Here is a 26,788-nt window from a genome sequence, read left to right on the forward strand (position 1 = left end):
ACCCCGGGCGGGCCCGGGGTTCTCGAGGAACTGGTTAGAAAAAATCGCCCTTCTCGTCCTTGGTGGGTTCGAGGCTCCAGCCGGTGGCATCGCTGCTGCTGGCAATCTGCCCCTTCTCCTTCCACAGCTTGATCTTGAGGCGCAGGTTGTTGGCCGAGTCGGCGTTTTTCACCGCCTCTTCTTCCTCAATCACCCCTTCCACCACCAGGTCGAACAGGGCACTGTCGAAGGTAACCATGCCGAGGGCCTTCGATTTTTCCATCACCTCTTTGAGACCACCAAATTCGCCGCGTTTGATCATGTCGCGGATGGTGTGGGTGCCGAGCATGATCTCCACTGCGGCCCGGCGGCCGCCATCAGTGGTTTTCACCAGCCGCTGGGAGACAAAAGCCTTGAGGTTGTTGCCCAGATCGTTGAGCAGCTGGGGGCGGCGCTCCTCGGGGAAGAAGTTGATGATGCGATCCAGCGCCTGGTTGGCGTTGTTGGCGTGCAGGGTGGAGATGGCAAGGTGGCCGGTTTCGGAGAAGGCCAGCGCATGTTCCATGGTCTCGCGATCGCGAATTTCACCGATAAGGATGACGTCCGGCGCCTGACGCAGGGTGTTTTTCAGGGCGGCGTGGAAGCTGCGGGTATCCACGCCAACCTCCCGCTGGTTGATGATGCTCTTGCGGTGGCGATGAACGAACTCTACCGGATCCTCGATGGTGATGATGTGGCCGCCGCTGTTGCGGTTGCGGTGGTCGATAAGCGCTGCCAGCGAGGTAGATTTACCCGACCCGGTACCGCCGACAAACAGTACCAGACCGCGTTTTTCCATGATGGTGTCGAGCAGCACAGGCGGGAGTTTGAGATCTTCAAAGCGGGGGATTTCGGTCTTGATGTTGCGGGCCACCAGAGAGACTTCGTTGCGCTGCTTGAAGATGTTGACCCGAAAGCGGCCGATCTGGGGCAGGGAGATGGCGAGGTTCATCTCCAGATCCTTGTCAAATTGCAGTTTCTGCTCGCCATCCATGATCTCGGCGGCGATCCGCGCCACTTCACCCGGCTCCAGCGGCGTTTCGTTGAGGGGGCGCAGGCCGCCGTTAAACTTGGCGCAGGGGGGCGCGCCGGTCGACAGATAGAGGTCTGAGCCATCCTGCTTGGCCAGGATCTGTAACATGTCTCGCAATTCCATTTTTTTGCCTCGTCGATCAATGAGATGCCATGAGCGGGATGATATTGAGTGTACAGCCTCAGGCGCCGGTCAGTTTCTCGCGAAAGACAAAAAAGACCGCACCGAGAATGCAGAGCCCTGCCCAGAGATAGTCCCATTTCAGATCTTCCTTGAGATAGAAGATAGAGAAGGGGACGAATACGGTGAGGGTGATCACTTCTTGCAGGATTTTCAGTTGCCCCACACTCATCACGGTGTGGCCGATGCGGTTGGCTGGCACTTGCAGCAGGTATTCGAACAAGGCGATACCCCAGCTCACCAGGGCGGCAATGATCCAGGGTTTGTGGTTCATGCTCTTGAGATGAGCGTACCAGGCGAAGGTCATAAAGACGTTGCTGCAGAGCAGCAGACCGATACTGGCGAAAATCGGGTTCATGGGGTTCTCCTTTAAAATCAGGCGCATTTTATCCCTGAACCACCGGTTTTCATACGTGGCGCGGGAGGGTATTTTTAACCAACAGGATAAGCCGTGCGAGGTATGCGATGGGATGGGCAAGTTATGCGGGATTGTGTTGTTACTGTTATTTGCCATGCCGGTGCGAGCGACCCCGACGCTGACGGTGGCCACTGATCTGTGGCCGCCATTTCGCATCCTGCAAGCGGATGGCCGGTTGCAGGGGCTCGACATGGACATCCTGCGCCGGTTGCAACAGGCGAGCGGCATTGAGTTGCAGGTACGGCGGATGCCGTGGGGCAGGGCGCTCAAGCAGATGCAGACCGGTCAGGTCGATCTGATGATTGGCCTCGCCTATACCGCCGAGCGGGCGCAGTTCATCGACTATCTGCAGCCTGCCTACTACAAGTGCTGGCCCGCGTTTTATGGTCAGCCGATCAATGTGGCCCGGATCCACCAATACCGCGATCTGCAGGGGGTGAAGGTGGGCTATGTGCTCAATTCCGCCTACTTTGAGCCCTTCAACTCTGACAGTCGCCTCGACAAGCACGGAGTACCCACCGAAGATCAGCTGCTGCGCATGGTGCAGCGCGGTCACCTGCCGCTGATGATTGGTACCGACTGTCAGGTGGACTATGCCCTGAGTCAGGGAAATGCCAGCCGGATAGGCAAGGTGGACTACCGCCCCGCCACGCCGGTGACCCTCTATCTGGGGATGAGCAAGCACTCACCTCATCAGTCGTTGCGCCAGCCCTTGCTGGTAGCGCTGCAAAATCTGGTGGCCAGCGGCGAGATAAGCGTGATGGCAAAGCGTTACCAGCCTTGACCTTGGGTGGCAAGCCACTGTTATCATGCCCTTTTCCTGCTTCCCCCAGGCGCTGCGACAGGGCTGGGGATGTAGCCTTGTTATTGTTGGGGATCATCCTTGTACCTCTCCCTTATCGCCCGCCAGCAGCGCTGGCAGCGGCGCTGGCTCGGTGGCCTGACGCTGCTGACCCTGCTGCTGTTTCTCTTATCCCTCGTCTGGGGCGAGTTTGTGCTGCTGCCCTGGCAGCCCCTTGGCGATCTCGAACAGCGCATCCTGCTGGAGCTGCGTCTGCCGCGCGCCTTGCTGGCCCTCTTGGCTGGTGCAGCGCTTGCCTGTGGCGGTGCCGTGCTGCAGGTGATGCTGCACAACCCGGTGGCGGAGCCCGGGCTGCTTGGTGTCTCAAGCGGGGCAGGACTGGCTGCCATGGTAGCGATGGCGGTAGCCAAATCCCTCGGTGTCTATCTGCCCGGCTGGGGGCTGTCACTGGCGGCCTTCGGTGGCGCCCTGCTGGTGACCATGCTGCTCATTCGGCTGGCTCGCCGGGCGCGTCTCGGCCATGCCCGCTTGCTACTGTTTGGGGTGGCTATCGGTATTCTCACCAATGCCGCCATGACCTGGCTGATGTACTTTGCCGACGACGGCTCCTTGCGTGAATTCATGTTCTGGATGATGGGCAGCCTCTCTTACGGCAGCCAGCAGTTTGCCTGGTGGTGGCTGGTGCTGCCGCTCACCCTGGGCTGGCTCTGCTGGCAGGGCAAGGCGCTGCAACAGTTGCTGCTGGGGGAGACCCAGGCCCGCCTGATGGGGATGGATGTCGACAGGATGCGAGTACGGCTGGTGCTGGCGGTCTGTCTGCTGACCGGGGGGGCGGTATCCCTGTGCGGGGTGATCGGTTTTGTCGGGCTGGTGGTGCCCCATCTGCTGCGGCTCTGTGGCGGTAGCGATCAGCGTTTCCTGCTGCCTGCGTCGGCGCTCGGTGGCGGGGCCCTGCTGCTGGCAGCCGATCTGGTTGCTCGATCCACCCTGAGCGCGGGGGAGTTGCCTATCGGGGTCATCACCGCCTCGGTGGGGGCGCCGCTCTTTATCTATCTGCTATTGAGGCAAACTGCTGATGGTTCTGCATGATTTGGTCGGGGCGCGCAGTCAGCTTATTTACCCGTTGTTGAGGCAAGATGCCGATGTCGCCCGCTGATCCCATGCCGGTTTCTTCTGGTGCTACTGCGCCGCTGCTGGAGGCGCGCGCACTCGCCATTGCCGGACGGCTCTCTCCCCTGGATATCCGCTGGCATGGCGGCCAGCTGGTGGCGCTGCTTGGCCCCAATGGCAGTGGCAAGTCGACCCTGCTCGGGGCGCTGGCGGGGATTTTACCCGCCGATGGCACAGTGTTGCTGGGGGGGGGAGTGCTTACTGACATGACTTGGCCCGAGCTTGCCAAACGGCGCGCCATGCTGCCCCAGCGTCAGCCCCAGCTGTTTCATATTCCGGTGTTTCAGGTGTTGAGCCTGGGGCTCGATGAGATGGTTGCACCTGCCAGACAGAACGAGGCGATAAATGCATTGTGCGAGGCATTGGAGCTGGAAGCTTTGCTGGCTCGTGACTTCAGCCGGTTGTCGGGGGGCGAGCAGCAGCGAGTGCTGATTGCCCGCACCTTGCTGCAGGTGTGGCCGAGCCTCAATCCGACCGGCAAGGTGCTGCTGCTGGACGAGCCGCTGGCGGGGCTCGACCTGCATCACCAGCTGGCGCTATTGCGGTTGCTGAAAACCCTGGCCGGGCAGGGCTTGCTGGTGGTGCTCGCCATCCACGATATCAATCTGGCCATCGACTGGGCCGACCGCATTCTCTGCCTGCAAGGGGGCGCGGTGGTGCGCGAAGGGGGTGTAGAGCTGGTGGATGAGGCGCTGCTGGCGCAGGTATTCCAGATCCGCACCGACCGCATCGAAGCGGCGGGTCGGGTCTGGTTTATGCCCAGTTTGTGAGAAACAAGAAAGGCCCTTGGCGTCAGCCGAGGGCCTTTTTGAAGAATACGACTCGCTCCGTTTCGGCAAAGCCGAGTCGCTGGTGCATCTGCTGCGAGGCAAGATTGTCGATGGCGGCATCGGAGGCCAGTTCCCGGCAACCCAGCTCGCGGCCCCACTGCGCCACCTGAGCGATCAAGGCTTGGGCCACCCCACGCTGGCGCGAGGCCGGTTGCACATAGACCCCTTCCAGATACATCACAGGGCTGCTGTTGCAGCCATTCACGTAATCGTGGCGCAGGGCTGCATCGGCAAAGCCTACCGCCTGACTCTACTCATCCAGCGCCAGAAAGGCGTTGAGATGTGCATTGGCCAACATCTCAACCCCTTCCTGCAGGTGGGCCGAAAGTGCGTGATGCGGCCACAGCTGCTGGCGCAGGGTTGCCCACTGCGCCAGCAGCGTCTCATCGAGGGGGACTATCTGCCAGCCGATATTTGTCATCGGGGCTCAGGCTTGCCGCTTGGCAAGGCGCACCTGCGCAGCCTCTGCCAGCATCGCCAGCAGGGTTTCGGTGTCGCTCCATGACAGGCAGGCATCGGTGATGCTCTGGCCAAAGGTGGCGGCGCAGCCGTTCTCCACATCCTGACGCCCTTCCACCAGGAAGCTCTCGGCCATGATACCGGCGATGCCGGTGCGGCCGCGGCGCAGCTGATCGCAGATATCTTGCGCGACCAGCAGCTGGCGACGGTGATCCTTCATGCTGTTGCCGTGGCTGAAATCGACCACCAGCCGCTCCGGCAGGCCCACATCGGCCAGCGCCTCGCACGCTTCATCGACACTGGCGGTGTCGTAGTTGGGTCGGTGGCCGCCACGCAGGATCACATGACCAAAGGGGTTACCGGCGGTGCGGTAGATGGTCATCTTGCCGTCCTTGTCCGGCGAATAGAAGATGTGGCTGTGACGGGCGGCGCGCACCGCATCGATGGCGATGCGGGTATTGCCGTCGGTGCCGTTCTTGAAGCCAACCGGGCAGGAGAGGGCCGAAGCCATCTCGCGGTGTACCTGGGATTCGGTGGTGCGTGCGCCGATGGCGCCCCAGGTGATGAGGTCGGCAATATACTGGCCGGTCACCATATCGAGGAATTCGGTGGCAGTGGGCATGCCGATCTCGTTGATGTCGACCAGCAGTTTGCGCGCCAGTTTCAGCCCTTCGTTGACGTCGAAGCTGCCATCGAGGCGCGGATCGTTGATCAGCCCTTTCCAGCCGACGATGGTGCGCGGCTTCTCGAAATAGGTGCGCATCACGATGCAGAGGCTCTCTTTATACTGCTCGCGCAGGGCGTTGAGGCGCTGGGCATACTCGCGAGCAGCAGCGGGATCATGGATAGAGCAGGGGCCGACAATGACCAGCAGGCGCTGATCGTCTCCGGCCAGAATGGCTTCCACTTCGCGACGGGCATCCAGCAGATTCTGGGCAATGGTATCGGTGATCGGAAACGCGTGTGCAAGCTCGCTCGGAGTGATCAGTGACTCCAGGCGACGGGTGCGCAATTCATCTGTGTGAATGGACATACAACTCAAGTCTCGAGTGGGTGGTGTCAGCCGCAAGGGGCGAAAATGCAAAGAGATAAAATAAAGCAAAAGTCCCCTGATTGAAACCTTGGGGGGCTCTGATAGGATGTGAGGCCAAAATCGATTCCAAATGAGGTAGATAGCGTGGCAAAGCCAGGGGCAACCGGGGTCACCCGCATCATCAACGCAACCGGTTACAGCATGAAGGGGCTCAAGTCAGCTTGGATTAACGAGGCGGCTTTTCGGCAGGAGCTGATGCTGATCCTGTTGCTGATGCCACTTGCCTTCTGGCTGGGGGATTCTCTCAACCAGATCCTGCTGCTTATCGTCATCAGCTGGCTGGTGGTGATCGTCGAGATCCTCAACTCCGCCATTGAAGCTGTGGTAGACAGGGTTGGCTCCGAGCATCATGAGCTCTCCGGCCGCGCCAAGGATCTGGGCTCTGCCGCCGTCTTTATCGCGTTGGCCCTCAATGCTCTGGTGTGGGGCGCGCTGGTAGGCCGCAACCTGTTGGGGTGGTGGTAAGCCATCACGCTGCTTTGAGGTTCTGCTTCATACAAAAGCCCGTCATCACGACGGGCTTTTTGCTGCGCAGATAAGGGGCTATCAGTGGAGGATGCGGGCACGGATGGTGCCGTTGATCTCCTTGAGCTTCGCGAGCGCCTTCTCGCTGTGCTCTGTCTCCACATCGATCACCACGTAACCGATATGGCTGCTGGTCTGCAGGTATTGACCGGCGATGTTGATCCCCTCTTCGGCGAAGATCTGGTTGATCTGGTTCATCACACCCGGCTGGTTGCGGTGAATGTGCAGCAGGCGGCTGGAGCCCTTATGGCCCGGCAGCGACACTTCCGGGAAGTTGACGGCGGAGAGGGTGGAGCCGTTGTCGGAGTATTTGACCAGCTTGTTGGCCACTTCCAGCCCGATGTTCTCCTGCGCTTCATGGGTGGTGCCACCGATGTGCGGGGTCAGGATGACGTTCTCCAACCCACGCAGCGGGCTTTGGAACTCCTCGTCGTTGGACTTGGGCTCGACCGGGAAGACGTCGATGGCGGCGCCGGCGATATGGCCGCTCTTGATGACGTCAGCCAGCGCATCGATATCCACCACGGTACCGCGGGCGGCGTTGATGAAGATGGCGCCCGGTTTCATCATCCGCAGCTGCTCGGCACCGATCATGTTCTTGGTGGAGGCGGTCTCCGGCACGTGCAGGCTGATGACGTCAGACATATTGAGCAGCTCGACCATGCTTGGCACCTGGATGGCGTTGCCCAGCGAGAGCTTGTTCTCGATATCGTAGTAATAAACCTTCATGCCGATGCTTTCGGCGATGATGCCAAGCTGGGTACCGATGTGGCCGTAGCCGATGATGCCGAGCTTCTTGCCGCGCGCTTCCACCGAGCGATTGGCCAGTTTTTCCCACACGCCGCGATGGCACTTGGCGTTCTTCTCGGGGATGCCGCGCAGCAGCAGCAGGATCTCGCCCAGAACCAGCTCGGCGACCGAGCGGGTGTTGGAGAAGGGGGCGTTGAAGACCGGAATACCGCGGATCTGGGCCGCTTCCAGCTCGACCTGGTTGGTACCGATGCAGAAGCAGCCGATGGCGACCAGCTTGTTGGCGGCGTCGAGGACTTTCTCGGTGATCTGGGTGCGGGAGCGCAGCCCGATGAAATGGACGTCGCGGATCTGCTCGATCAGCTCCTCTTCGGAGAGCGAGGTCTTGAGATACTCCACACTGGTGTAACCTGCGGCACGAAAGGTCTCTACGGTGTTGGGATGAACCCCCTCCAGCAGCAGAACCTTGATTTTATCCTTGTCCAACGAAAACTTGGCAGTCATGACGATCCCTCTGTATGTGCAAACGTAAGTGCAGATTTGGTGTGCGAAGAAAACCGTAAAGTAGCAAAAACGTTTGGGAGAGGGAATATTTGTGACGAAAGTCAAATTCTTTGAAGTTATCAACGAATGTTGTAAACATCCGTATGCAACTTGTTGAGGGATAAATAAAAACGGCGCCATCAGGCGCCGTCATTTATTCACAGTGCAATGTTTGGGTCATATCCCATCCCGGGGCTCAATCAACGCCGCTGCTGCGTCAGAGGTGGCAGAGTGGCGCTGGCGTGCGAGGGAGGATGCCGCTGCACTGTGCTGCCGGTGTCGGGATTACTGGGTAATCACGCCGTCCGGCGTACCGATCAGGACCACGTCGGCGCCGCGCGCGGCGAACAGGCCGTTGGTGACCACGCCAACGATGGCGTTCAGTCGTACTTCCAGTGCCTTGGCGTCGGTAATGGCCATGCCTTTCACATCCAGAATGTGGTTGCCGTTGTCGGTGACCACGCCTTCACGCCACACCGGGTTGCCACCCAGTTTGCGAATTTCGCGGGCCACGTATTCGCGGGCCATCGGGATCACTTCGACTGGCAGCGGGAACTGGCCCAGCACGTCGACGGTCTTGGTGTTGTCGATGATGCAGATGAACTTGTCAGCGACGGCGGCAACGATCTTCTCGCGGGTCAGGGCTGCGCCACCGCCCTTGATCATGTCGCGGGTTGCGTTGATCTCGTCGGCGCCATCCACATAGACGGAGAGGGCGTCGATCTCGTTGAGATCATATACGGTGATGCCGAAGCCCTTGAGGCGCTCGGTAGAGGCCACGGAGCTGGATACCGCCCCCTTGATCTCGTCCTTCATGGTCGCCAGCGCGTCGATAAAGTGGTTGACGGTAGAGCCGGTGCCCACCCCGACGATGGTGCCGGGAACCACATACTTGAGCGCAGCCCAACCGGCCGCCTTCTTCATTTCATCTTGAGTCATGATCGTTCCTTAAGAAAAAAGCGGGCGCATTATATCCAACCCGGTACCCCGTCGCGACCTTGTTGCTCACGTTCCGGGGCAAAAAGAGGGACTTTGTAAATCGTTTGCCTGTTTATTCTGCGTTTGCGCGCACAAAGCTGGGGCTGCCGGCCAAAAACAGCCTATTCAAAGCGCCAGCAGTGGCTTGGGGTGATGATCTGGGGCAGCGGCACATCCCACTCCTCTTGCGGGACGGAATCTACCTGCTGGCAGTCGTGGGCAATGCCGAGTGGCTTGGGGCCCAGCTTGTGCTCATGCCAGATGGCGAGGGTGCGATCGTAGTAGCCGCCCCCCATGCCAAGGCGATTACCTTGAGCATCAAAGGCGACCAGCGGGGTGCAGATAAGATCGAGCGTGCTGTGGGGCACCACCTGCAGGATATCCAGCTCCGGCTCTTCGATGCCGTAGCGGTTGCGTACCATGGGGCTGGTGGCGGTATAGCGCAAAAAGAGCAGGTGACCCGGGGTAAAGGGGTGGAGCACCGGCAGGTAGACCTCTTTGTGCTGGGCCCACAGCCAATGGATGGTGGGCAAGGGATTGATCTCCCCGTCATTGGCCAGATAGAGGGCAATGCGTTTGGCGGCGAGGATCTCGGGGTGTTGCTTGAACTGGGCCAGCAGCTGTTGGGCCGCCAATTGCTGCTCGGCCGGACTCAGATTTTTGCGGCGTTGACGAACCAGTTGGCGCAGGGATTGACGTTCGGGTTGGGACTCATGCATGGGGAACCTCTGGTATAGCTGCGCATCGATGGCTTGAACGCGCTCTACCTTAGCACATTCACTCTTGACGTTAAGGGGCAGGGGAACTCCCGCCCCGGACGGCTGATGCCCGGAACGGTGGGATAAATGCTGGCGGATCCGTTAGTGAGTCAACAAGGGCCAGGGTGTAGCCCCTGTTGACAGCATGTCGGCGCGCCAGCCTCTGGTTTGTTACTTGTCAGCCTTGCCGCGCATCTGGTGCTTCACAAACACTGCAATGAGTGCCGCTACCGCGAGCGCCATCGGGTAGAAACTCATGCTCACCACCGCCAACGGCGACAGGGCGAAGATGGATCCCAGCAGCAGCGCCTGTGCGCCCCAGGGGATCAGACCCTGTACCACGCAGGAGAAGATATCCAGCATGGAGGCGGCGCGGCGCGGGGTGACACCGTGGTGTTCGGCCAGATCCCGGGCTACTTTGCTGGCGACGATAATAGCCACCGTGTTGTTGGCGGTGCACAGGTTGGTGAGGCTCACCACCCCGGCGATGCCGAGCTCGGCCGCTTTCTCGTTCTGTTCACCATTGTGCTCGCGAGTGAAACGGGCAATCAGGGCGCTGATGTGCTCACTGATCCAGGCCAGACCACCCTGACGTTCCATCAGGGCGCCGAGGCCGCCGATCAGCATGGAGAGCAGGAAGATCTCCTGCATGCCGGTAAAGCCCTGATAGATATCCTTGCTGAACTGACCGATGGCGTAGCCGTTGATCATGCCCACCACTCCGGCGGCCAGAATGCCGATCCCCAGCACCACAAACACATTCACTCCGGCGAGCGCCAGCCCCAGGATCAGCAGATAAGGCATCACCTTGAACAGCTCGATGGCACTGCCGTTGGTTGGGGATTCCCCCACTGAGCCCAGGGTCAGATAGAGCAGGATCACCGCGATGGCAGCAGGGGCCGCAATCTTGAAGTTCTCGCGGAACTTGTCCTTCATCTCGCACCCCTGACTGCGGGTTGCTGCTATGGTGGTGTCGGAGATGATGGAGAGGTTATCGCCAAACATGGCGCCGGAGAGAATGGTGCCTGCCATCAGCACCGGATCGATACCGGCCGCCTGCGCCACGCCCAGCGCGACCGGCGCCACGGCACCTATGGTGCCCATGGAGGTGCCCATAGCGGTAGCAATAAAGGCAGAGATGAGGAACAGCCCGGGCAACAGCGCCCAGCCAGGGATGAGCGACAGGCCCAGCGCCACGGTGGCATCAACGCCGCCGGTGGCCTTGGCCACGCTGGCAAAGGCGCCCGCCAGCAGATAGATAAGGCACATCGCCATGATATTGCTGTGGCCAACCCCCTTGAAGAAGGTCTCCAGATTGCTGTTGAAGCTCTCTTTGCCAAGCAGCAGGGCCAGCATCACGGCAGGCAGGGCAGCAACCGGAGCGGGCAGCTGATAGAAGGCGAACTCGACCCCCTGCAGGGTTAGCCAGGTACCGGTACCGATAAAGAGTGCGAGAAAAACCAGAAGTGGCAACAAGGCCCTGGCACTGGGTTGGATCTGGATCATGTGTTCCTCTGAAATTGAACAATGACCTCCTGTCATAAACTGCTTTGTACCTGTATCGGATAGGAATAGGGAAAAACAGGGCGGGCATCCTGCCGCATTGGGGTGCTCACAGTAGTGAGTCAACCCCGCAAGGTCAAGATAGACGTCCAGATGGATAGGTGTTTTTGTTTGATGATTCTGGTGTTATTGAGATATCCAAAGAATATTCGGAAAAAGAAGCTAGTGCTGTTTATTGTTCATTGCTGTTCTGACGCAGTCCGCGGGTATCGCGTGCCTTTAATAAGGAAAGAGGTAAACGATAAGATCTCTGCATGCCATCTTGGGGATTTCTCCCGCTGCCAAACGTCAGCCGCACCTCTCTCTATCTCTACGTGAGCATGGTGCGGATATTTCCAGAACTCGTGGACACAAGACCTGAGCTGTGTGGTTACTGTGTCAGTTTCTCCACCGCCTGAACGGCTGTCGCGAGAGCATCCTGTTCCAGCGTCAGCGGAATGTGGCCAATTCCGGGCAGCAGGGTGACAGGCCAGGAGATGCCGAGACGTCTTAACTCAGGTTCAAGTTGATCTGTTTGAAAGGCTTCGTCATTTGCACCCGCGATCACGGCGCAGGGGCGTTGCACATTGCGTATGTTTTGCTGATAGTCGCGCTCCGGCTGAAAGTTCGAAGCAAGGTTGAAGGAGTAAGAGGGGATCAGCAGGGATTTCGCCTCATCATTAAGGGCAAAGTTCAGCACGGTCAGATGGTTGAGTGCGGAAATATGGAAACCGTTGAGGATGCTCAGGGCGATGAGGCGAGGCAAGCCGACACGCACCCAGCCACCGCTGTTGGGCCGGTAGTTGGCGGCGGTGGGGCCAAGGTAGGGGGAGAGCAGCAGATAGCTCTCGAACAGGGTTTGTCGCGCACTGCCAGCAACACGCAGGACAAAGCCACCCCCTGACGAGAAGCCGACGAGTGTTGCAGGCTTGTCGGGGGCTACCGACTTGATGAAATCTTCCAGATCGTCTTCAAGCTGACCGATGTAGGCAATGGTGCCTTTGTTGCCCGATGCGCCATGGCCGCGAATATCGAGGGCGTAGGCGTCATATCCCGCTTGCGAAAAGGCGCTCGCCATCTTGTGCATGCTCTGACTACTGGCAGAAGAGCCGTGAACCAGTACCACGCTGCCCTTGACCTTGTTGTTCTTCGTATTCTCCTCTGCGCCATAGTGCCGATAGGCCAGCTGCGTGCCGTCACGCGCCGGGTATCTTGAGAGAGGTGGCATGTTGCTCCAGTCACTCCCCTTGAAAGGATCGTTGATGCTGGCCATCGCCGGTGCCGGGCTCGGCCCGCCAAACAGCAGAGCCGCGGCCAGCATGACCAGGGTCAGTGATATCAACCCCACAGCAAACAGCAATCCTGCGCTCATTCTTGCACCTCGTTTGATATCGACACGGGCGTTGCCCTGATTTTGCTTATGCTGGCATTTCACTCGTTCGAACCTATCAGATGGCACCCGGTCTGCCAAATGATGGAGTGAGACGATGAAAAACGACCTGTGACCAAAAGGAAGTTCTTGGCCAGCCAGTGTGCGCTGCCGTTGGCGAGCGCAGCAAGGAGTGGTGGCATCATGGCTTTTCAAACCCGGCGCGGGCTGGTAAAACGGTCTCTTTCCATAATTAAAAGAGATGAGAGGGTGGAGATGGACAATCCGATCCGTGTGGCCGTGATGGGCTGTAATGGTCGTATGGGCAAGGTGCTGCTGGAGGCCATCACCAACACCGATGGCGTAGTGGTCGGTGCCGCGCTGGAGCGGCCGGGTTCGGCGGTGATCGGCCTTGATGCCGGTGAGCTCAATGGGCTGGGCCATCTGGGTGTGGCCATCAGCGATAGTCTGGACAAGGTGCGCGATGAGTTTGATCTCATCATCGACTTCACCCGCCCCGAGGTGACCCTTGCCAATCTGGCCTTTGCGCTGGCCCACCACAAGCAGATGGTGATTGGCACCACCGGTTTTGACGATGCAGGCAAGGCCGCCCTGAAAGAGGCGGGCAAGCAGATCGGTATCGTGTTCGCCTCCAACTACTCGGTCGGGGTCAACCTGGTGTTCAAGCTGCTGGAGCAGGCCGCCAAGGTGATGGGGGATTACACCGACATCGAGATCATCGAGGGCCACCATCGCCACAAGGTAGATGCGCCATCCGGTACTGCGCTATCCATGGGTGAAGTGGTCGCCAAAACGCTGGGTCGCGATCTCAAGGAGTGTGCCGTCTATGGTCGCGAGGGGATCACTGGCGAGCGGGATCGCAACACTATCGGCTTTGCCACCATTCGCGCCGGCGATCTGGTGGGGGAGCATACCGTCATGTTTGCCGATATCGGCGAGCGGGTGGAGATCAGCCACAAAGCTTCAAGTCGCCTGACTTTCGCCAACGGTGCTGTGCGGGCGGGCAAGTGGCTTGGTCAGCAGGGTGCCGGTCTTTATGACATGCAGGATGTGCTCAATCTCAAGTAATGCCTCTGAGCGGCACTTTCGTACTACTGCTACCCCAGTGAAAAACCCCGGCTTGCCGGGGTTTTTGCTGTCAGTCAGCCAGAGTTTGTGTAAAAGGACACGCTTCCTGCAATTTTTAACTGAACGCCTTATAAATCACACTATTGCGTTATCTACCAGATTTTCCCTTCCTGAATGTCATCACCAGGTAACAGATTTGAGCATCTTTATGGCTGATGAAGCCATTTTTTTACACGGACTGGAAAAGACTAAAAATTCAAACGCAGAAAAACGTTTTCCAATTTTCATGTTCAATCTTGTCATCATAAAAGCGTTAAATTTTTCATTAATGTTTTTTTGTGTAAAAATAAAAACCATTGTTTTAATTGGTTTTTTTGTTTGTTTTTGTCGTTATTGCTGGCTTGATTGCATCTTTTGATGGTGATTTTTCCTTTTCTTTCGCGGGAGGGGGTTGCAAAGCGATTAAGTGCATAGATAATGGGTAATGTTGCTTTTTTATTGAATTTAGATGCATTTCATCTGAGAAAAGACGTTGAAATGCCACTTTTTTTAAGTAGAATGCGCCCAATTTGCCAGAAATCTGCCGGGTTCGAGTCCTGTCCAAGACCGGAACCGAGCCCGCAACACCCAGGTAAATTGCTGAATTTAAAGCTAAATAACTGGAGGTTGTCTTGAATCACACTGCATTGCTAGTGCTGGAAGATGGAACTGTGTTCAAAGGCGTGTCGATAGGCGCCGAGGGATGTTCCGTTGGTGAAGTGGTTTTCAATACGTCGATGACGGGCTATCAGGAAATCCTCACCGATCCCTCTTATTCCCGTCAGATCGTCACCCTCACTTACCCCCATATAGGCAACACCGGCACCAACAGCGAAGATGAAGAGTCCAGTCAGATCCATGCTCAGGGATTGATCATCCGGGACCTTCCGATACTTGCCTCCAATTTCCGCAATCAGCAATCCCTCTCCGAATACCTCAAGTCTCACAACATCGTTGGCATCGCCGACATCGACACCCGTAAACTGACCCGCATTCTGCGCGAGAAAGGCGCTCAGGCTGGCTGCATTCTGGCCGGGAAACAGGTCGATGAAGCCTATGCCCTCGAACAGGCCCGCGCCTTCCCCGGTCTGAAGGGGATGGACTTGGCCAAAGAGGTGACGGTTGGTGAGGCGTACAACTGGACCGAAGGGAGCTGGCAGCTTGGCAAGGGGCACGTCACCCCGGATGCCGACCAGCTGAAATACCACGTGGTAGCCTATGACTTTGGCGTCAAGCGCAACATCCTGCGGATGCTGGTTGACCGCGGCTGTCGCCTGACCGTGGTACCGGCCAAGACCCCGGCCGCCGAGGTACTGGCGATGAACCCGGATGGCATCTTCCTCTCCAACGGCCCCGGCGACCCCGAGCCGTGCGACTACGCCATCGAGGCCATCAAGGCTTTCCTTAATACCAATACGCCGGTATTCGGCATCTGTCTGGGTCACCAGCTGCTGGGTCTGGCCTCCGGCGCCAAGACCGTCAAGATGAAGTTTGGCCACCACGGTGCCAACCACCCGGTGAAGAGCCTCGATGACAACACCGTGATGATCACCGCCCAGAACCACGGTTTCGCGGTAGATGAGAACAGTCTGCCGGATTGCCTGCGCGCCACCCACGTCTCCCTGTTCGATGGCTCCTTGCAAGGCATCCATCGCACCGACCGTCCGGCCTTCAGCTTCCAGGGTCACCCCGAAGCGAGCCCGGGCCCGCACGATTGTGCCGGTCTCTTTGACCACTTTATTGAATTGATTAAGCAGTATCGCGCCTAAGAAATAGAGGAAAGAGTTTCATGCCAAAACGTAATGACCTTCAGAGCATCCTGATCCTCGGCGCCGGCCCCATCGTCATCGGCCAAGCCTGCGAATTTGACTACTCCGGCGCCCAGGCGTGCAAAGCCCTGCGCGAGGAGGGCTACCGCGTCATTCTGGTCAACTCCAATCCGGCCACCATCATGACCGACCCGGAGATGGCAGACGCCACCTACATAGAGCCCATCACTTGGGAAGTAGTGCGCGAAATCATCAAGAAAGAGCGCCCGGACGCCATCCTGCCCACCATGGGCGGCCAGACTGCGCTCAACTGCGCACTGGCACTGGAGAAGCATGGCGTGCTGGCCGAGTTCGGTGTCGAGATGATCGGTGCCACCGCCGACGCCATCGACAAGGCCGAAGACCGCTCCCGTTTTGACAAGGCGATGCGCAGCATTGGCCTGGAGTGCCCACGCGCCGGTATCGCCCACAACATGGAAGAGGCATGGGGCGTGCAGCAGATGGTCGGTTTCCCCTGCATCATCCGTCCCTCCTTTACCATGGGCGGCTCCGGTGGCGGCATCGCCTACAACACCGAAGAGTTCGTCGAGATCTGCGAGCGCGGTCTGGATCTCTCCCCGACCAAAGAGCTGCTCATCGACGAGTCGCTGATCGGCTGGAAAGAGTACGAGATGGAAGTGGTGCGGGATCGCAACGACAACTGCATCATCGTCTGCGCCATCGAAAACTTCGACCCCATGGGTATCCACACCGGTGACTCCATTACGGTCGCGCCAGCCCAGACGCTGACCGACAAGGAGTACCAGCTGATGCGCAACGCCTCCATGGCGGTGCTGCGCGAAATCGGCGTCGAGACCGGCGGCTCCAACGTCCAGTTCGGTATCAACCCGAAAGATGGCCGCATGGTCATCATCGAGATGAACCCGCGGGTGTCGCGCTCCTCTGCGCTGGCTTCCAAGGCGACCGGTTTCCCCATCGCCAAGATCGCAGCCAAACTCGCCATCGGTTACACCCTCGACGAGCTGATGAACGACATCACCGGCGGTCGCACTCCGGCCTCCTTCGAGCCGGCCATCGACTACGTGGTCACCAAGGTGCCGCGCTTCAACTTCGAAAAATTCGCCGGTGCCAACGACCGTCTGACGACCCAGATGAAGTCGGTCGGTGAAGTGATGGCCATCGGCCGCAACTTCCAGGAGTCCCTGCACAAGGCGCTGCGCAGCCTCGAAACCGGCAAAACCGGCTTCGACCCCATGGTTGACCTCAATGCCCCGGACTCCCTGACCCGCATCCGTCACGAGCTGCAGGACGCTGGTAGTGACCGTATCTTCTACATCGCCGATGCATTCCGCGCCGGTCTCTCCATGGATGGCATCTTCAAGCTGACCAAGATTGACCCCTGGTTCCTGGTACAGATTGAAGACCTGGTGAAGCTGGAGGAAGAGGTGAAAGAGCGCGGCATGGCCGGTCTCGATGCCGACTTCCTGCGCGCCCTCAAGCGCAAAGGCTTTGCCGATGCCCGTCTGGCCAAGATCCTCGGTGTGGCCGAAGGGGAAGTGCGCAAACTGCGTGCCCGCCACAACATCTTCCCGGTCTACAAGCGGGTCGATACCTGCGCCGCCGAGTTCGCTACCAACACCGCCTACATGTACTCCAGCTATGACGAGGAGTGCGAAGCGGCCCCGAGCAACCGCGACAAGATCATGATCATCGGCGGTGGCCCGAACCGTATCGGTCAGGGTATCGAGTTCGACTACTGCTGCGTGCACGCGGCGCTGGCCCTGCGCGAAGACGGTTACGAGACCATCATGGTCAACTGCAACCCGGAGACCGTCTCCACCGATTACGACACCTCGGATCGTCTCTACTTCGAGCCGGTGACCCTGGAAGATGTGCTGGAAATCGTGCGCATCGAAAAACCCAAGGGCGTCATCGTTCAGTACGGTGGCCAGACCCCGCTGAAACTGGCCCGTGCACTGGAAGCCAACGGCGTGCCGATCATCGGTACCAGCCCGGATGCCATCGACCGCGCCGAAGACCGCGAGCGCTTCCAGTCTGCTGTCGAGCGCCTCGGCCTCAAGCAGCCGGAAAACGGCACCGTCACCGCGCTGGAGCAGGCCGTGCTGCTGGCCGAGCGCATTACCTACCCGCTGGTGGTTCGTCCCTCCTACGTGCTGGGTGGCCGCGCCATGGAAATCGTCTATGACGAGCAGGATCTGCGTCGCTACTTTGCCGAGGCGGTGAGCGTCTCCAACGAATCGCCGGTGCTGCTGGACCGCTTCCTGGACGATGCCACCGAGCTGGACGTGGATGCCATCTGCGACGGCACCGATGTGGTCATCGGCGGCATCATGGAGCACATCGAGCAGGCCGGTATTCACTCCGGTGACTCCGGTTGCTCCCTGCCTCCTTACACCTTGTCCAAGAAGATTCAGGACGAGATCCGCGAGCAGGTGCGTAAGCTGGCGCTGGAGCTCGGTGTTATCGGCCTGATGAACGTGCAGTTCGCGGTCAAGGGCGATGATATCTATCTCATCGAAGTGAACCCGCGTGCCGCCCGTACCGTGCCGTTTGTCTCCAAGGCGACCGGCGCCCCGCTGGCCAAGATTGCCGCCCGTGTGATGGCCGGTCAGTCGCTGCAAGAACAGGGCTTCACCAAAGAGATCATCCCACCCTACTACTCGGTGAAAGAGGTGGTACTGCCGTTCGCCAAGTTCCCGGGAGTTGACCCGCTGCTGGGGCCAGAGATGCGCTCTACCGGTGAGGTTATGGGGGTGGGCAGCAGCTTTGCCGAGGCCTATGCCAAGGCGCAGCTGGGTGCCAACCACGCCGTACCGAAAGAGGGTCGTGCCCTCTTGTCAGTGCGTCACAGCGACAAGGCACAGGTGGTCGACTTGGCCGCCAAGCTGCTGGAGCTGGGCTACGAGCTGGATGCCACTCACGGCACCGCGGTCGCGCTGGGTGAAGCGAGCATCAACCCGCGCCTGGTCAACAAGGTGCATGAAGGTCGCCCGCACATTCTCGACCGTATCAAGAATGGCGAGTACACCTACATCGTCAACACCGCCGAAGGGCGGGTGGCGATCCAGGACTCCAAGCAGCTGCGTCGCGCCGCCTTGCAAAACAAAGTGGCGTATACCACCACCATGAATGAGGCGTTTGCCACCTGCATGGCCATCAGCGTGGATGCCACCGCCAACGTCAACTCGGTGCAGGAGCTGCACCAGAAGGTGAAAAACCGCTAAGAGTTTGCAGCGGGCATCAGCCCGACTTGCCAGACGACCAACCCCCGCCAGCGATGGCGGGGGTTTCTTTTTATCAGGCGCTCACCGTTCGGTTCGGGCCGGGTGAATCCTTGAAGAAGGTCATGTCTTCCTCATCGCAGACAACGGATGGCGCGTGGGGTGGCAAAAGCTGGCAAGGGGAGGGGATGCTGCGAGCGCGGGTTTCAACTGCAGCAGGCAATCCTCTACAATGGCCCCACTTTGCTTGTCAGTGCAGTGCCAGCGGCGCTGCCTGTAGGGCCAACAAAAAATGGACATGCTTATGACCGCTTTGCCTTCCTGTCGTCTTCTTGCCTTCTGCTCTGCCTTGTTGCTGGCTGGTTGTGCCAGTGATCCCGCCTCCGCGCCCACCAAAGAGGCGAGCGTGAGCAACCCCAAAACGCCGCCTGCCATGCAGCCGCGCAAACCGGCGGATATGAAGAGCCGCATCGTGCGCTTCTTGCCCCGTCAGGTGCCTGACAAACAGGGGTGGGCCAACGACGTGGTGACGGCGCTCACCACCCAGGGGGTGACGGTCAATGATCACAACGTCTGCAGCGTGCTGGCGGTGGCGGAGCAGGAAGCCACTTATCAGGCCGACCCCGTGGTGCCGGGCCTTGGCAAGATCGCTTGGAAAGAGATCAATTCACGGGCAGCCAAGCTGCTGATCCCCGAATTTATGGTGCGGGCCGCGCTCTCCATCAACTCGCCCACTGGCAAGAGCTACGCCGAGCGGATCGACAAGTTGCGTACCGAGCGGGAGATGAGTGAAATCTTCGAAGACATGATCAGCATGCTGCCGATGGGCAAGACGCTGTTTGGCAACCTCAACCCGGTGCATACCGGCGGCCCGATGCAGGTGAGCATCGCCTTTGCCGAGGCCAACGCCCGTGGCTACCCCTATCCAATCAAGGACTCCATTCGCCACGAAGTCTTTACCCGTCGCGGCGGCATCTGGTTTGGCACCAAACATATCTTCGGTTATCCCGCCGACTACCCGGATACCCTCTACCGCTTTGCCGATTTCAACGCTGGCTGGTACGCCAGTCGCAATGCCGCCTTTCAGGCCGCCGTCAGCCGTTTGAGTGGCAAAACTCTGGCGCTGGACGGGGATCTGATCCGCTATGACTCGGATCTGCCGGGCAACACCGAGCTTGCCGTCTACACCCTCGCCAACCGGGTCAATATGAGCAAACAGGCGATCCACCAGAGCCTGCGCAAAGGGGATACCGCCGAATTTGCCGAGACCGATCTCTACCATCGCATCTTTACCCTGGCCGACAAGCAAGCGGGCAAGCGACTGCCCCGCGCCATCCTGCCCGGCATTCAGCTAAAGAGTCCGAAAATTACCCGCAACCTCACCACCGCCTGGTTTGCCAAGCGGGTGGATGACAGGGAGCAACGTTGCGTGCGGCAGATGGCGACCATTCGCTAAGAAACACAACAAGGGCGGCCAATTGGCCGCCCTTGTTGTCAGAGTGAGTTTCCCCTTGTGTGGCAGTTCATGCCTTGCTGTTCCCCGTGAGATTTACCATGAATCTGCATTTGGGGTATCCACTGCATCCCCAAAACTGATTGCCTCGGTTATCCCCCCGTTTGGCGGTACGCAATACCATCGGGTTGCCGCATCTGGGGCATAGTGGATTTGCTTGGGTGAGCGATTCGGTGGTGGTTGGTGCGGCGTTCACCACCTGATTGACGACAGACATTGCAGCTAAGGATAAAGGTGGGTGGGGAACCTCGCTGTGACGGGCTTTCAACTGCGCCACATGCTGTTTATGGGTCTGCCAATTGGCAGCCAGTCGTCCCCGCTGGATGGTGTCGATCACTCTGGTGACTTCGGCGGGGGTCAGCATCTGCGTGGTTTTACTCTTGATATAGCGAATAAGCCCGCGGTTCATCACGTTATCCGGCATGGGGGTTTTAAAGGTGCAGTCGCCAATAAAGTAGATAATCGAATGGAGCTGATGATCAGCAAGACCCAGCAAGGATTTGAGCGTCATCAGGTGCAGATAGTTTTGGCGCAGGGGATTTTGAAAGGTATGTCTGCGGCGATAGAGCTGCTGGGTCCAGCTCTTGTGGGCTGGATTGTCAAATATCCACCCCTTGATGTTCTTGGTCTCGATCACAAATAGCCCGAAGCGCGAGACGAGCACATGGTCGATCTGGGTAGTTCCCTGCGGGGTAGGCAGCGTAACATCCTTGAGCAGGTGGTACTCCCGCTGATCGAGAAACAGCCGGATGCCCAAGTTGATAAATGCCTCCCCAACCATCCCCTTAAACCTGGGCGTTTTGATCAGGGTGGCAATCAGCAGAAGGGGCAGCAGATACCAGAGCTGGTCCAGCAGAACCGCAATAACAGGTGTGAAGTCCATTTCAACGCTGTCGTCTGATGTGCAATGGCAACATGTTAACAGTGGGTTCAACAAGCGTGTGTGATCTATGCCACTACTACTCAGCCAGCGCCTGCATTGTTCTGTTTGTTACCCGGTGACGAGATAGTTCAATCGCAAAACCAGATTGAATTGAACTTTTTTATTCGATTTTTTAAGTGACTGGTGGGGGGTAGGCTAGTCTCTACTGCGAAGCGAAGGGTTTCGCCGTCATTATGACCACAATGAGGATCTGATAGATGGACAAACACGCTAGCGGGGCCGGTCAGTGCCCCTTTGCCCACGGTGCCAATACCTCTGCCAGCCAGGAGCATCAAGTCTGGTGGCCCAATGCCCTCAACCTCGACATCCTGCACCAGCATGACAGCAAGACCAATCCGATGGATGAGACTTTCGATTATGCCGATGCCTTCAACAGCCTCGATTACGATGCCCTCAAGGCAGATCTGCATGCCCTGATGACCGACAGCCAGCCCTGGTGGCCGGCAGACTGGGGTCACTATGGCGGCCTGATGATCCGCATGGCCTGGCACTCCGCCGGCAGCTATCGCGCTACCGACGGGCGCGGCGGTGCCAACACCGGCAACCAGCGCTTCGCCCCCCTCAACAGTTGGCCTGACAACGGCAACCTCGACAAGGCGCGTCGTCTGCTGTGGCCGATCAAACAGAAGTACGGCAACAAGATCTCCTGGGCTGACCTGATGATCCTGGCGGGCAATGTCGCCTATGAATCCATGGGGCTCAAGACCTTCGGCTTTGCCGGTGGCCGCGAGGATATCTGGCATCCGGAAAAAGATGTCTATTGGGGCTCCGAGAAGGAGTGGCTGGCGCCGAGCGGCAGCGAAGGGAGCCGTTACAGCGGCGAACGGGATCTGGAGAACCCGCTGGCGGCGGTGATGATGGGGCTGATTTACGTCAACCCGGAAGGGGTGGATGGCAATCCGGATCCCCTGAAAACCGCCCACGACATGCGCGTTACCTTTGCCCGCATGGGGATGAATGACGAAGAGACCGTCGCCCTCACCGCCGGTGGCCACACCGTCGGCAAGGCCCACGGCAACGGCAGCGCTGCCAAACTGGGGCCCGCTCCCGAAGGGGCGGATGTGCACGAGCAGGGGCTGGGCTGGATCAACCACGAGAGCCGCGGCATCGGTCGTGATACGGTGACCAGCGGCCTTGAAGGGGCCTGGACCAGCAACCCGACCCGCTGGGACAACGGCTACTTCAAGATGCTGCTGGGCCACGACTGGTGGATCAAGAAGAGCCCGGCCGGTGCCTGGCAGTGGGAGCCCGTCGCCATCAAGGAGGAAGATCGTCCGGTGGACGTGGAAGACCCCTCCATCCGCTGCAACCCCATCATGACCGATGCGGACATGGCGCTGCGCTTTGACCCCGTATACCGGGAGATCTCCGAGCGCTTTGCCGCGGATCAGGCGCTCTTCTCCGACGCCTTTGCCCGCGCCTGGTTCAAGCTGACTCACCGCGACATGGGGCCGCGCAGCCGCTATCTGGGGCCGGAAGTGCCGAGCGAAGTCATGGTGTGGCAGGATCCGGTTCCGGCGGTGGATTACCAGCTCTCTGACAAAGAGGTGAGTGAGATCAAGGCCAAACTGCTGGCCTGCGGCGTGGCGCCAGCCGATTTGATCGCCACCGCATGGGACAGTGCCCGCACCTTCCGCGGCTCCGATTATCGCGGCGGAGCCAACGGTGCTCGCATCCGCCTCGCGCCGATGAAAGAGTGGGAAGGCAACGAGCCCGCTCGCCTCGAGAAGGTGCTCAACGCCCTGATCGCCCTGCAGGCCTCCCTGAGCAAGCCGGTCAGCATCGCCGACCTGATTGTGCTGGGTGGCAGCGCAGCGGTGGAGCAGGCGGCCAAACTGGCTGGCGTCGATATCGTCGTTCCCTTTGCGCCGGGCCGCGGCGATGCCAGCGCCGAACAGACCGATGCTGAGTCGTTCGCCTTCCTCGAGCCGGTTCACGATGGTTTCCGCAACTGGCAGAAGGGGCACTACAAGGTGCAGCCGGAGGAGATGCTGCTCGACCGTGCCCAGTTGCTGGGGCTTACCGCCCGCGAGATGACTGTGCTGGTCGGCGGTATGCGGGTGCTTGGCACCAACCATGGCGGGTCGGCCCACGGCGTCTTTACCGACCGGGTCGGTGTGCTCAGCAACGACTTCTTCGTCAACCTGACCGACATGGCCTATAGCTGGCAGCCGACTGGCCGCAACAGTTACCAGATCGTGGATCGCCAGAGCGGTGCGGTGAAGTGGACTGCTACCCGGGTTGATCTGGTGTTTGGCTCCAACTCGGTGCTGCGTGCCTACGCCGAGGTCTATGCCCAGCAAGATGGCAAGGAGAAGTTCGTCCGAGACTTCGTCAAGGCCTGGGTCAAGGTGATGAACAATGACCGTTTCGATCTGAAATAAGTCGCTTCAACCCCAATGAGAACGCCAGCCGCAAGGCTGGCGTTTTTTATGGTGGCGGTGATAGCTGCATGGTGCGACTCGGAGGATGCCCCTCTGGCAGCCCGGGTTAGAAGCTCATGGCCAGCCCAATGGAATAACCGCTGGTGTTGTGGCTGAACATGTAGCGGGCAACCAGCCGGGTACGGGTGACAATGATGTCGTACTTGCTGCTATCCAGCTCCAGACCGGCGCCGATGGAGTTGAGGGAGTCAAAGCCAAGCAACCCCCGTTGTTCCCCCAGATATGCGGTATGGGCCCCCTCCAGTACATAGCGCACCGGTCTGTCGAGCAGGGTCCAGTGGAACAGCGGGGCGCGGCGGCGCAGATAGAGGCCGAGGTTCTCCGCCTCGGCGTGACCACGGACGCTGGTCGAGGTGCCGCCAAAGCTCTGCAGGTGCTGATAGGAGTAGCGCAGTTCGGCATCTATGTCCTGGGCCGGTGAAAAGAGTTCGTAATCGAGCATCAGCGAGCCACCCAGCCCGTACATATTGAGCTGACCCCCATCGAGAAAGTCCAGCGAGTAGCCCTTGGTACGATCAAGCAGCCAGTTGCCGATCCGCAGGTCGCTGGCCATGGTACCGAGCGAGACGTTGGCTATGGGGCGCAGCACCCAGTGGCCGCCACGCGGATCTTTGTGAAGGGTGACATCCCAGCCGATCCCGCCCGAAGCGGTCAGGCTATTCCACTTGGTCGGTATGGTGCGACTCTCGGTACCATTGCTTATCACAAACTGGGGGTCGTAGCGGCTGTAGCCCAGCGCCCCCTCCAGATAGATGGGCACGGCTTCGCTCAGGGTTGCGCCGCCTCCCAGTTGCCCCATGTTGAGCGCAGAAGATTGGCCAGTGCTGCTGCCGATGTCCAGGTTGCTGGCGGTGATGTCCGGCACCACGCTGAAAGTCATCAGCGAGATCACCGCATTGGCCCGTTTTTGCGCCCAGTCCTCCTCCTGATCGTCAAGGTTGTTACTGGCCGCGAGTGACGCCATGGGCAGGGTCGCCGCGAAGAGGGCGCAACCCAGACGGTAAAGCGGGCAGAGCGGGTGTTTCATGGCTGGATTCCCCAAACAAGCGACCTCCTGTCGCCCTGATCTACTGTAGCGAGTTTCTCTCTGGCTGTCTCGACCTGACCATTGGGCTGGGCTATGGGGGGGCTGCGTGGCCATCTACAGAAAATGGTTGATGCAGCTCATGGTTCTGGCCAATGGCAGATGTCGTCAGCGGCATAAGCGAGCAGGCCGGATATAATCAACGCGTTGATAAAAATGACAGGAGTGCGGGATGAACAGACTCGGATTGGCCGGCAAGATGTTGCTGGCAATTTGCCTGCCGTTATTGGCGCTGCTGTTTTTCGCCAGCCACTACGCATACGACAGATATCGGGTGACCCATGAGATGACGCAAGCCCTGCAGCAGCTGGCTGTGGTCGAACGCAGCGCCCAGTTGGTGCACGAGCTGCAAAAGGAGCGTGGCATGTCGGCGGGGTTTATCGGCTCTGAAGGGCGCAAATTTGCAGATGCCCTGCCACGTCAGCGGCAACAGGTTGATGAAGCCATTCATCGCTTTCAGGGGTTGGAGAGGGGGGTTGCCCACGAGCAGGTGGATCTGGCTTTGCGCGAGTTGATGGGGATCCGCAATCAGGTGGACAAACTGGCCATAGAGGCCCCGCGTCAGGTCGCCTTTTATAGCCAGTTGATTGCTTCTCTGCTCAAGGTCGTGGATGAGATTAGTCTGCGTAGCCAGGATGCCGCTATTGCCTTGCAGACCAATGCCTACGCCGCATTTTTGCAAAACAAGGAGCGTATGGGGATGGAGCGGGCGACCCTCAGCAATGTCTTTGCCAAAGGGAGTTTCACCCCGGCTACCTTGCAGCAATTTATGTCCCTGCTCGCTGCCCAGCAGAGCTATCTGGAGCGTTTTCGCGCCGTGGCAAGCGAGCCGCAGCGACGCCTGCTTGAGCAAATTGAGAAGAGTCCGGTGATGGCAGAGGTCGCGAAATATGAGCAGCTCGCCCTGGGCAAGATGACCGAGGGGAGCTTTGGCGTCGATCCGGAGCGCTGGTTTGCCGTGAGCACCGAGAAGATCGACCAGCTCAAACAGGGCGAAGATCAGCTCTTCCAGCAGTTGTTCGAACGGGTTGAGCAGATGCAGGGAGAGAGTCAGCGCAACTTCTGGTGGGGGGCTATGGCGGTTCTGTGCTGCCTGCTGTTGACTACCCTCATCAGTTGGAAGGTGCTGCGGGATGTGCATCTGGGCTTCGTCGCTCTGCATCGCACCTTTTCACGGCTCGTCAATGACAATGATCTGACGGTGAGGGTCAACTGGCAATCGGGTGACGAGCTTGGGGCATTGGCGCGGGATCTCAACCACTTTCTGCAGCATCTGGAAGGCTTGTTGCTGGAGGTGCGCCGCTCCTGTGAGATATTGACCCGTAGTGCCAGCAACTCCAGCGAGGTGATTGCCGAAGTGAATGAAGGTGTGGTGCGTGGCGTCGGTCAGGTTGAACTGGTTGCCACCGCCGCAACGGAAATGGCTTCGACGGTGGCCGAAATTGCTCGCAATGCGACCCAGACCTCACTGGCGACCCAGCAGGCCATTGGCCGTGCCCGGCAGGGGGACAAGGAGGTGGATCAGACTATCGCCGCCATCGAGCAGGTGGCTGGCACCCTCGACGAGACCCGGCTGTTGGTCAACAACCTGCATCAGGATACCGAGTCCGCCGTCGAGGCACTCAACCTCATCAAGCAGATCTCCGATCGCACCAATCTGTTGGCCCTCAATGCCGCCATTGAGGCAGCCCGTGCCGGTGAGTCGGGGCGCGGCTTTGCCGTGGTCGCCGATGAGGTTCGTTCACTGGCTGCCCGTACCCAGCAGGCGGCAGATGATATCGAACAGATGCTCTCCCGTTTGCGGGCTGGAGCCCTTCAGGCGGTGGTGGCCATGCAGTCGGGCAGCGAGCAGGCGGGCCTCAGTGTCAGTGAAGCGCAGCGGGCGGGTCACGAGCTGACCGACATCGTCAATGAGGTGCGCAAGGTGAGTGACATGACGGCGCAGGTGGCTACCGCAACCGAGCAGCAGCGCTACGTAACGGACGATATCCAGCACAACGTAATGACCATCCGCGAAGTGTACGAGGCCCATCGCCAGCACTCGGTCACCCTGCAGCAGAATAGTGTCGAACTGGATCAGTTGGCACGGGAGCTGGCTGGACGAATTGCCAGCTTCAAGTTGCTGGAGAGAGCCTCTCCCCACTGATCCATTTGCGCTAAAGCTTGTCCCTCCCTGGCCGATACCCCTTGTGAGATC

At 59.3% G+C, this 26,788-nt stretch carries 22 protein-coding genes; 10 read left to right on the forward strand and 12 right to left on the reverse strand.

The annotated features are described in order from the left end of the window. Positions 1-34: 34 nt before the first annotated feature. Positions 35-1,174, reverse strand: a complete 1,140-nt coding sequence (gene tapW / locus I6L44_RS03120) for a type IVa pilus ATPase TapW (RefSeq protein ID WP_139473595.1) — start codon at positions 1,172-1,174, stop codon at positions 35-37. A 58-nt stretch (positions 1,175-1,232) separates the two neighbouring features. Beyond that, entirely contained in the window at positions 1,233-1,589 is a 357-nt protein-coding gene (locus I6L44_RS03125; RefSeq protein ID WP_005353120.1) for a DMT family protein, read from the reverse strand. A gap of 112 nt (positions 1,590-1,701) precedes the next feature. On the opposite strand from I6L44_RS03125, the gene I6L44_RS03130 reads away from it, so the two are divergent. The 3 genes from I6L44_RS03130 (at position 1,702) to I6L44_RS03140 (ending at position 4,391) form a co-directional block, all read left to right on the forward strand. Further along, positions 1,702-2,433: an ABC transporter substrate-binding protein gene (locus tag I6L44_RS03130; RefSeq protein WP_216953267.1), complete on the forward strand. Its 732-nt coding sequence runs from the start codon at positions 1,702-1,704 to the stop codon at positions 2,431-2,433. Between the two features lie 99 nt (positions 2,434-2,532). Further along, positions 2,533-3,540: a vitamin B12 ABC transporter permease BtuC gene (gene btuC / locus I6L44_RS03135; RefSeq protein ID WP_216953268.1), complete on the forward strand. Its 1,008-nt coding sequence runs from the start codon at positions 2,533-2,535 to the stop codon at positions 3,538-3,540. 53 nt (positions 3,541-3,593) lie between these two features. Then, entirely contained in the window at positions 3,594-4,391 is a 798-nt protein-coding gene (locus I6L44_RS03140) for an ATP-binding cassette domain-containing protein (RefSeq protein WP_216954334.1), read from the forward strand. Positions 4,392-4,413: 22 nt separating this feature from the next. Here the strand turns inward: I6L44_RS03140 and I6L44_RS20475 are convergent, their stop codons facing one another. From I6L44_RS20475 to I6L44_RS03150, 3 genes are read right to left on the reverse strand one after another with little or no spacing between them, the layout of a single operon-like run. Continuing rightward, positions 4,414-4,656 carry a GNAT family N-acetyltransferase gene (locus I6L44_RS20475; protein ID WP_302055936.1) on the reverse strand — a complete coding sequence of 81 codons (243 nt, stop codon included), beginning with the start codon at positions 4,654-4,656 and terminating at the stop codon, positions 4,414-4,416. A 45-nt stretch (positions 4,657-4,701) separates the two neighbouring features. Next, the gene (locus I6L44_RS20480; protein ID WP_254204256.1) at positions 4,702-4,872 is read right to left on the reverse strand and encodes a hypothetical protein; all 171 of its coding nucleotides are present in this window, start codon (positions 4,870-4,872) and stop codon (positions 4,702-4,704) included. Between the two features lie 6 nt (positions 4,873-4,878). Beyond that, the gene (locus I6L44_RS03150; RefSeq protein WP_216953269.1) at positions 4,879-5,943 is read right to left on the reverse strand and encodes a 3-deoxy-7-phosphoheptulonate synthase; all 1,065 of its coding nucleotides are present in this window, start codon (positions 5,941-5,943) and stop codon (positions 4,879-4,881) included. Between the two features lie 144 nt (positions 5,944-6,087). On the opposite strand from I6L44_RS03150, the gene I6L44_RS03155 reads away from it, so the two are divergent. After that, complete coding sequence (locus I6L44_RS03155) at positions 6,088-6,468, forward strand: diacylglycerol kinase (protein ID WP_005337641.1); 381 nt, start codon at positions 6,088-6,090, stop codon at positions 6,466-6,468. Positions 6,469-6,549: 81 nt separating this feature from the next. Here the strand turns inward: I6L44_RS03155 and serA are convergent, their stop codons facing one another. From serA to I6L44_RS03180, 5 genes are all read right to left on the reverse strand, one after another. Then, a complete protein-coding gene (gene serA, locus I6L44_RS03160; protein WP_005337639.1) occupies positions 6,550-7,782 on the reverse strand; it encodes a phosphoglycerate dehydrogenase in 1,233 nt (410 codons plus the stop codon). Between the two features lie 324 nt (positions 7,783-8,106). Beyond that, positions 8,107-8,760, reverse strand: a complete 654-nt coding sequence (gene rpiA, locus I6L44_RS03165; RefSeq protein WP_005353106.1) for a ribose-5-phosphate isomerase RpiA — start codon at positions 8,758-8,760, stop codon at positions 8,107-8,109. A gap of 161 nt (positions 8,761-8,921) precedes the next feature. Beyond that, positions 8,922-9,518 carry a 5-formyltetrahydrofolate cyclo-ligase gene (locus I6L44_RS03170; RefSeq protein ID WP_216953270.1) on the reverse strand — a complete coding sequence of 199 codons (597 nt, stop codon included), beginning with the start codon at positions 9,516-9,518 and terminating at the stop codon, positions 8,922-8,924. A 210-nt stretch (positions 9,519-9,728) separates the two neighbouring features. Further along, positions 9,729-11,063 carry a Na+/H+ antiporter NhaC family protein gene (locus I6L44_RS03175; RefSeq protein ID WP_216953271.1) on the reverse strand — a complete coding sequence of 445 codons (1,335 nt, stop codon included), beginning with the start codon at positions 11,061-11,063 and terminating at the stop codon, positions 9,729-9,731. A gap of 427 nt (positions 11,064-11,490) precedes the next feature. Further along, positions 11,491-12,471 (reverse strand): alpha/beta hydrolase, encoded by a 981-nt coding sequence (locus I6L44_RS03180; protein ID WP_216953272.1) that lies wholly within the window; start codon positions 12,469-12,471, stop codon positions 11,491-11,493. A 273-nt stretch (positions 12,472-12,744) separates the two neighbouring features. Between I6L44_RS03180 and dapB the strand changes: the two genes are divergently transcribed. From dapB to I6L44_RS03200, 4 genes are all read left to right on the forward strand, one after another. After that, positions 12,745-13,557: a 4-hydroxy-tetrahydrodipicolinate reductase gene (gene dapB, locus I6L44_RS03185; RefSeq protein ID WP_005347132.1), complete on the forward strand. Its 813-nt coding sequence runs from the start codon at positions 12,745-12,747 to the stop codon at positions 13,555-13,557. 671 nt (positions 13,558-14,228) lie between these two features. Beyond that, positions 14,229-15,365 carry a glutamine-hydrolyzing carbamoyl-phosphate synthase small subunit gene (gene carA, locus I6L44_RS03190; protein WP_005337628.1) on the forward strand — a complete coding sequence of 379 codons (1,137 nt, stop codon included), beginning with the start codon at positions 14,229-14,231 and terminating at the stop codon, positions 15,363-15,365. 20 nt (positions 15,366-15,385) lie between these two features. After that, on the forward strand, positions 15,386-18,610 hold the full coding sequence (carB, locus tag I6L44_RS03195) for a carbamoyl-phosphate synthase large subunit (RefSeq protein ID WP_005337626.1): 3,225 nt from the start codon (positions 15,386-15,388) through the stop codon (positions 18,608-18,610). A gap of 301 nt (positions 18,611-18,911) precedes the next feature. Beyond that, positions 18,912-20,063: a DUF1615 domain-containing protein gene (locus I6L44_RS03200; RefSeq protein ID WP_113739216.1), complete on the forward strand. Its 1,152-nt coding sequence runs from the start codon at positions 18,912-18,914 to the stop codon at positions 20,061-20,063. Between the two features lie 67 nt (positions 20,064-20,130). Here the strand turns inward: I6L44_RS03200 and I6L44_RS03205 are convergent, their stop codons facing one another. Next, a complete protein-coding gene (locus tag I6L44_RS03205) occupies positions 20,131-21,003 on the reverse strand; it encodes a nuclease-related domain-containing protein (RefSeq protein WP_216953273.1) in 873 nt (290 codons plus the stop codon). Positions 21,004-21,260: 257 nt separating this feature from the next. Between I6L44_RS03205 and katG the strand changes: the two genes are divergently transcribed. Next, positions 21,261-23,447 carry a catalase/peroxidase HPI gene (katG, locus tag I6L44_RS03210; protein WP_216953274.1) on the forward strand — a complete coding sequence of 729 codons (2,187 nt, stop codon included), beginning with the start codon at positions 21,261-21,263 and terminating at the stop codon, positions 23,445-23,447. A 106-nt stretch (positions 23,448-23,553) separates the two neighbouring features. Here katG and I6L44_RS03215 read toward each other — a convergent pair whose 3' ends face one another. Further along, positions 23,554-24,471, reverse strand: a complete 918-nt coding sequence (locus I6L44_RS03215) for an autotransporter domain-containing protein (protein ID WP_227343024.1) — start codon at positions 24,469-24,471, stop codon at positions 23,554-23,556. Positions 24,472-24,763: 292 nt separating this feature from the next. On the opposite strand from I6L44_RS03215, the gene I6L44_RS03220 reads away from it, so the two are divergent. After that, entirely contained in the window at positions 24,764-26,737 is a 1,974-nt protein-coding gene (locus I6L44_RS03220) for a methyl-accepting chemotaxis protein (RefSeq protein WP_216953276.1), read from the forward strand. Positions 26,738-26,788: the final 51 nt, after the last annotated feature.

Source organism: Aeromonas sp. FDAARGOS 1414, from assembly GCF_019047065.1.
GTDB lineage: Bacteria > Pseudomonadota > Gammaproteobacteria > Enterobacterales > Aeromonadaceae > Aeromonas > Aeromonas veronii_A.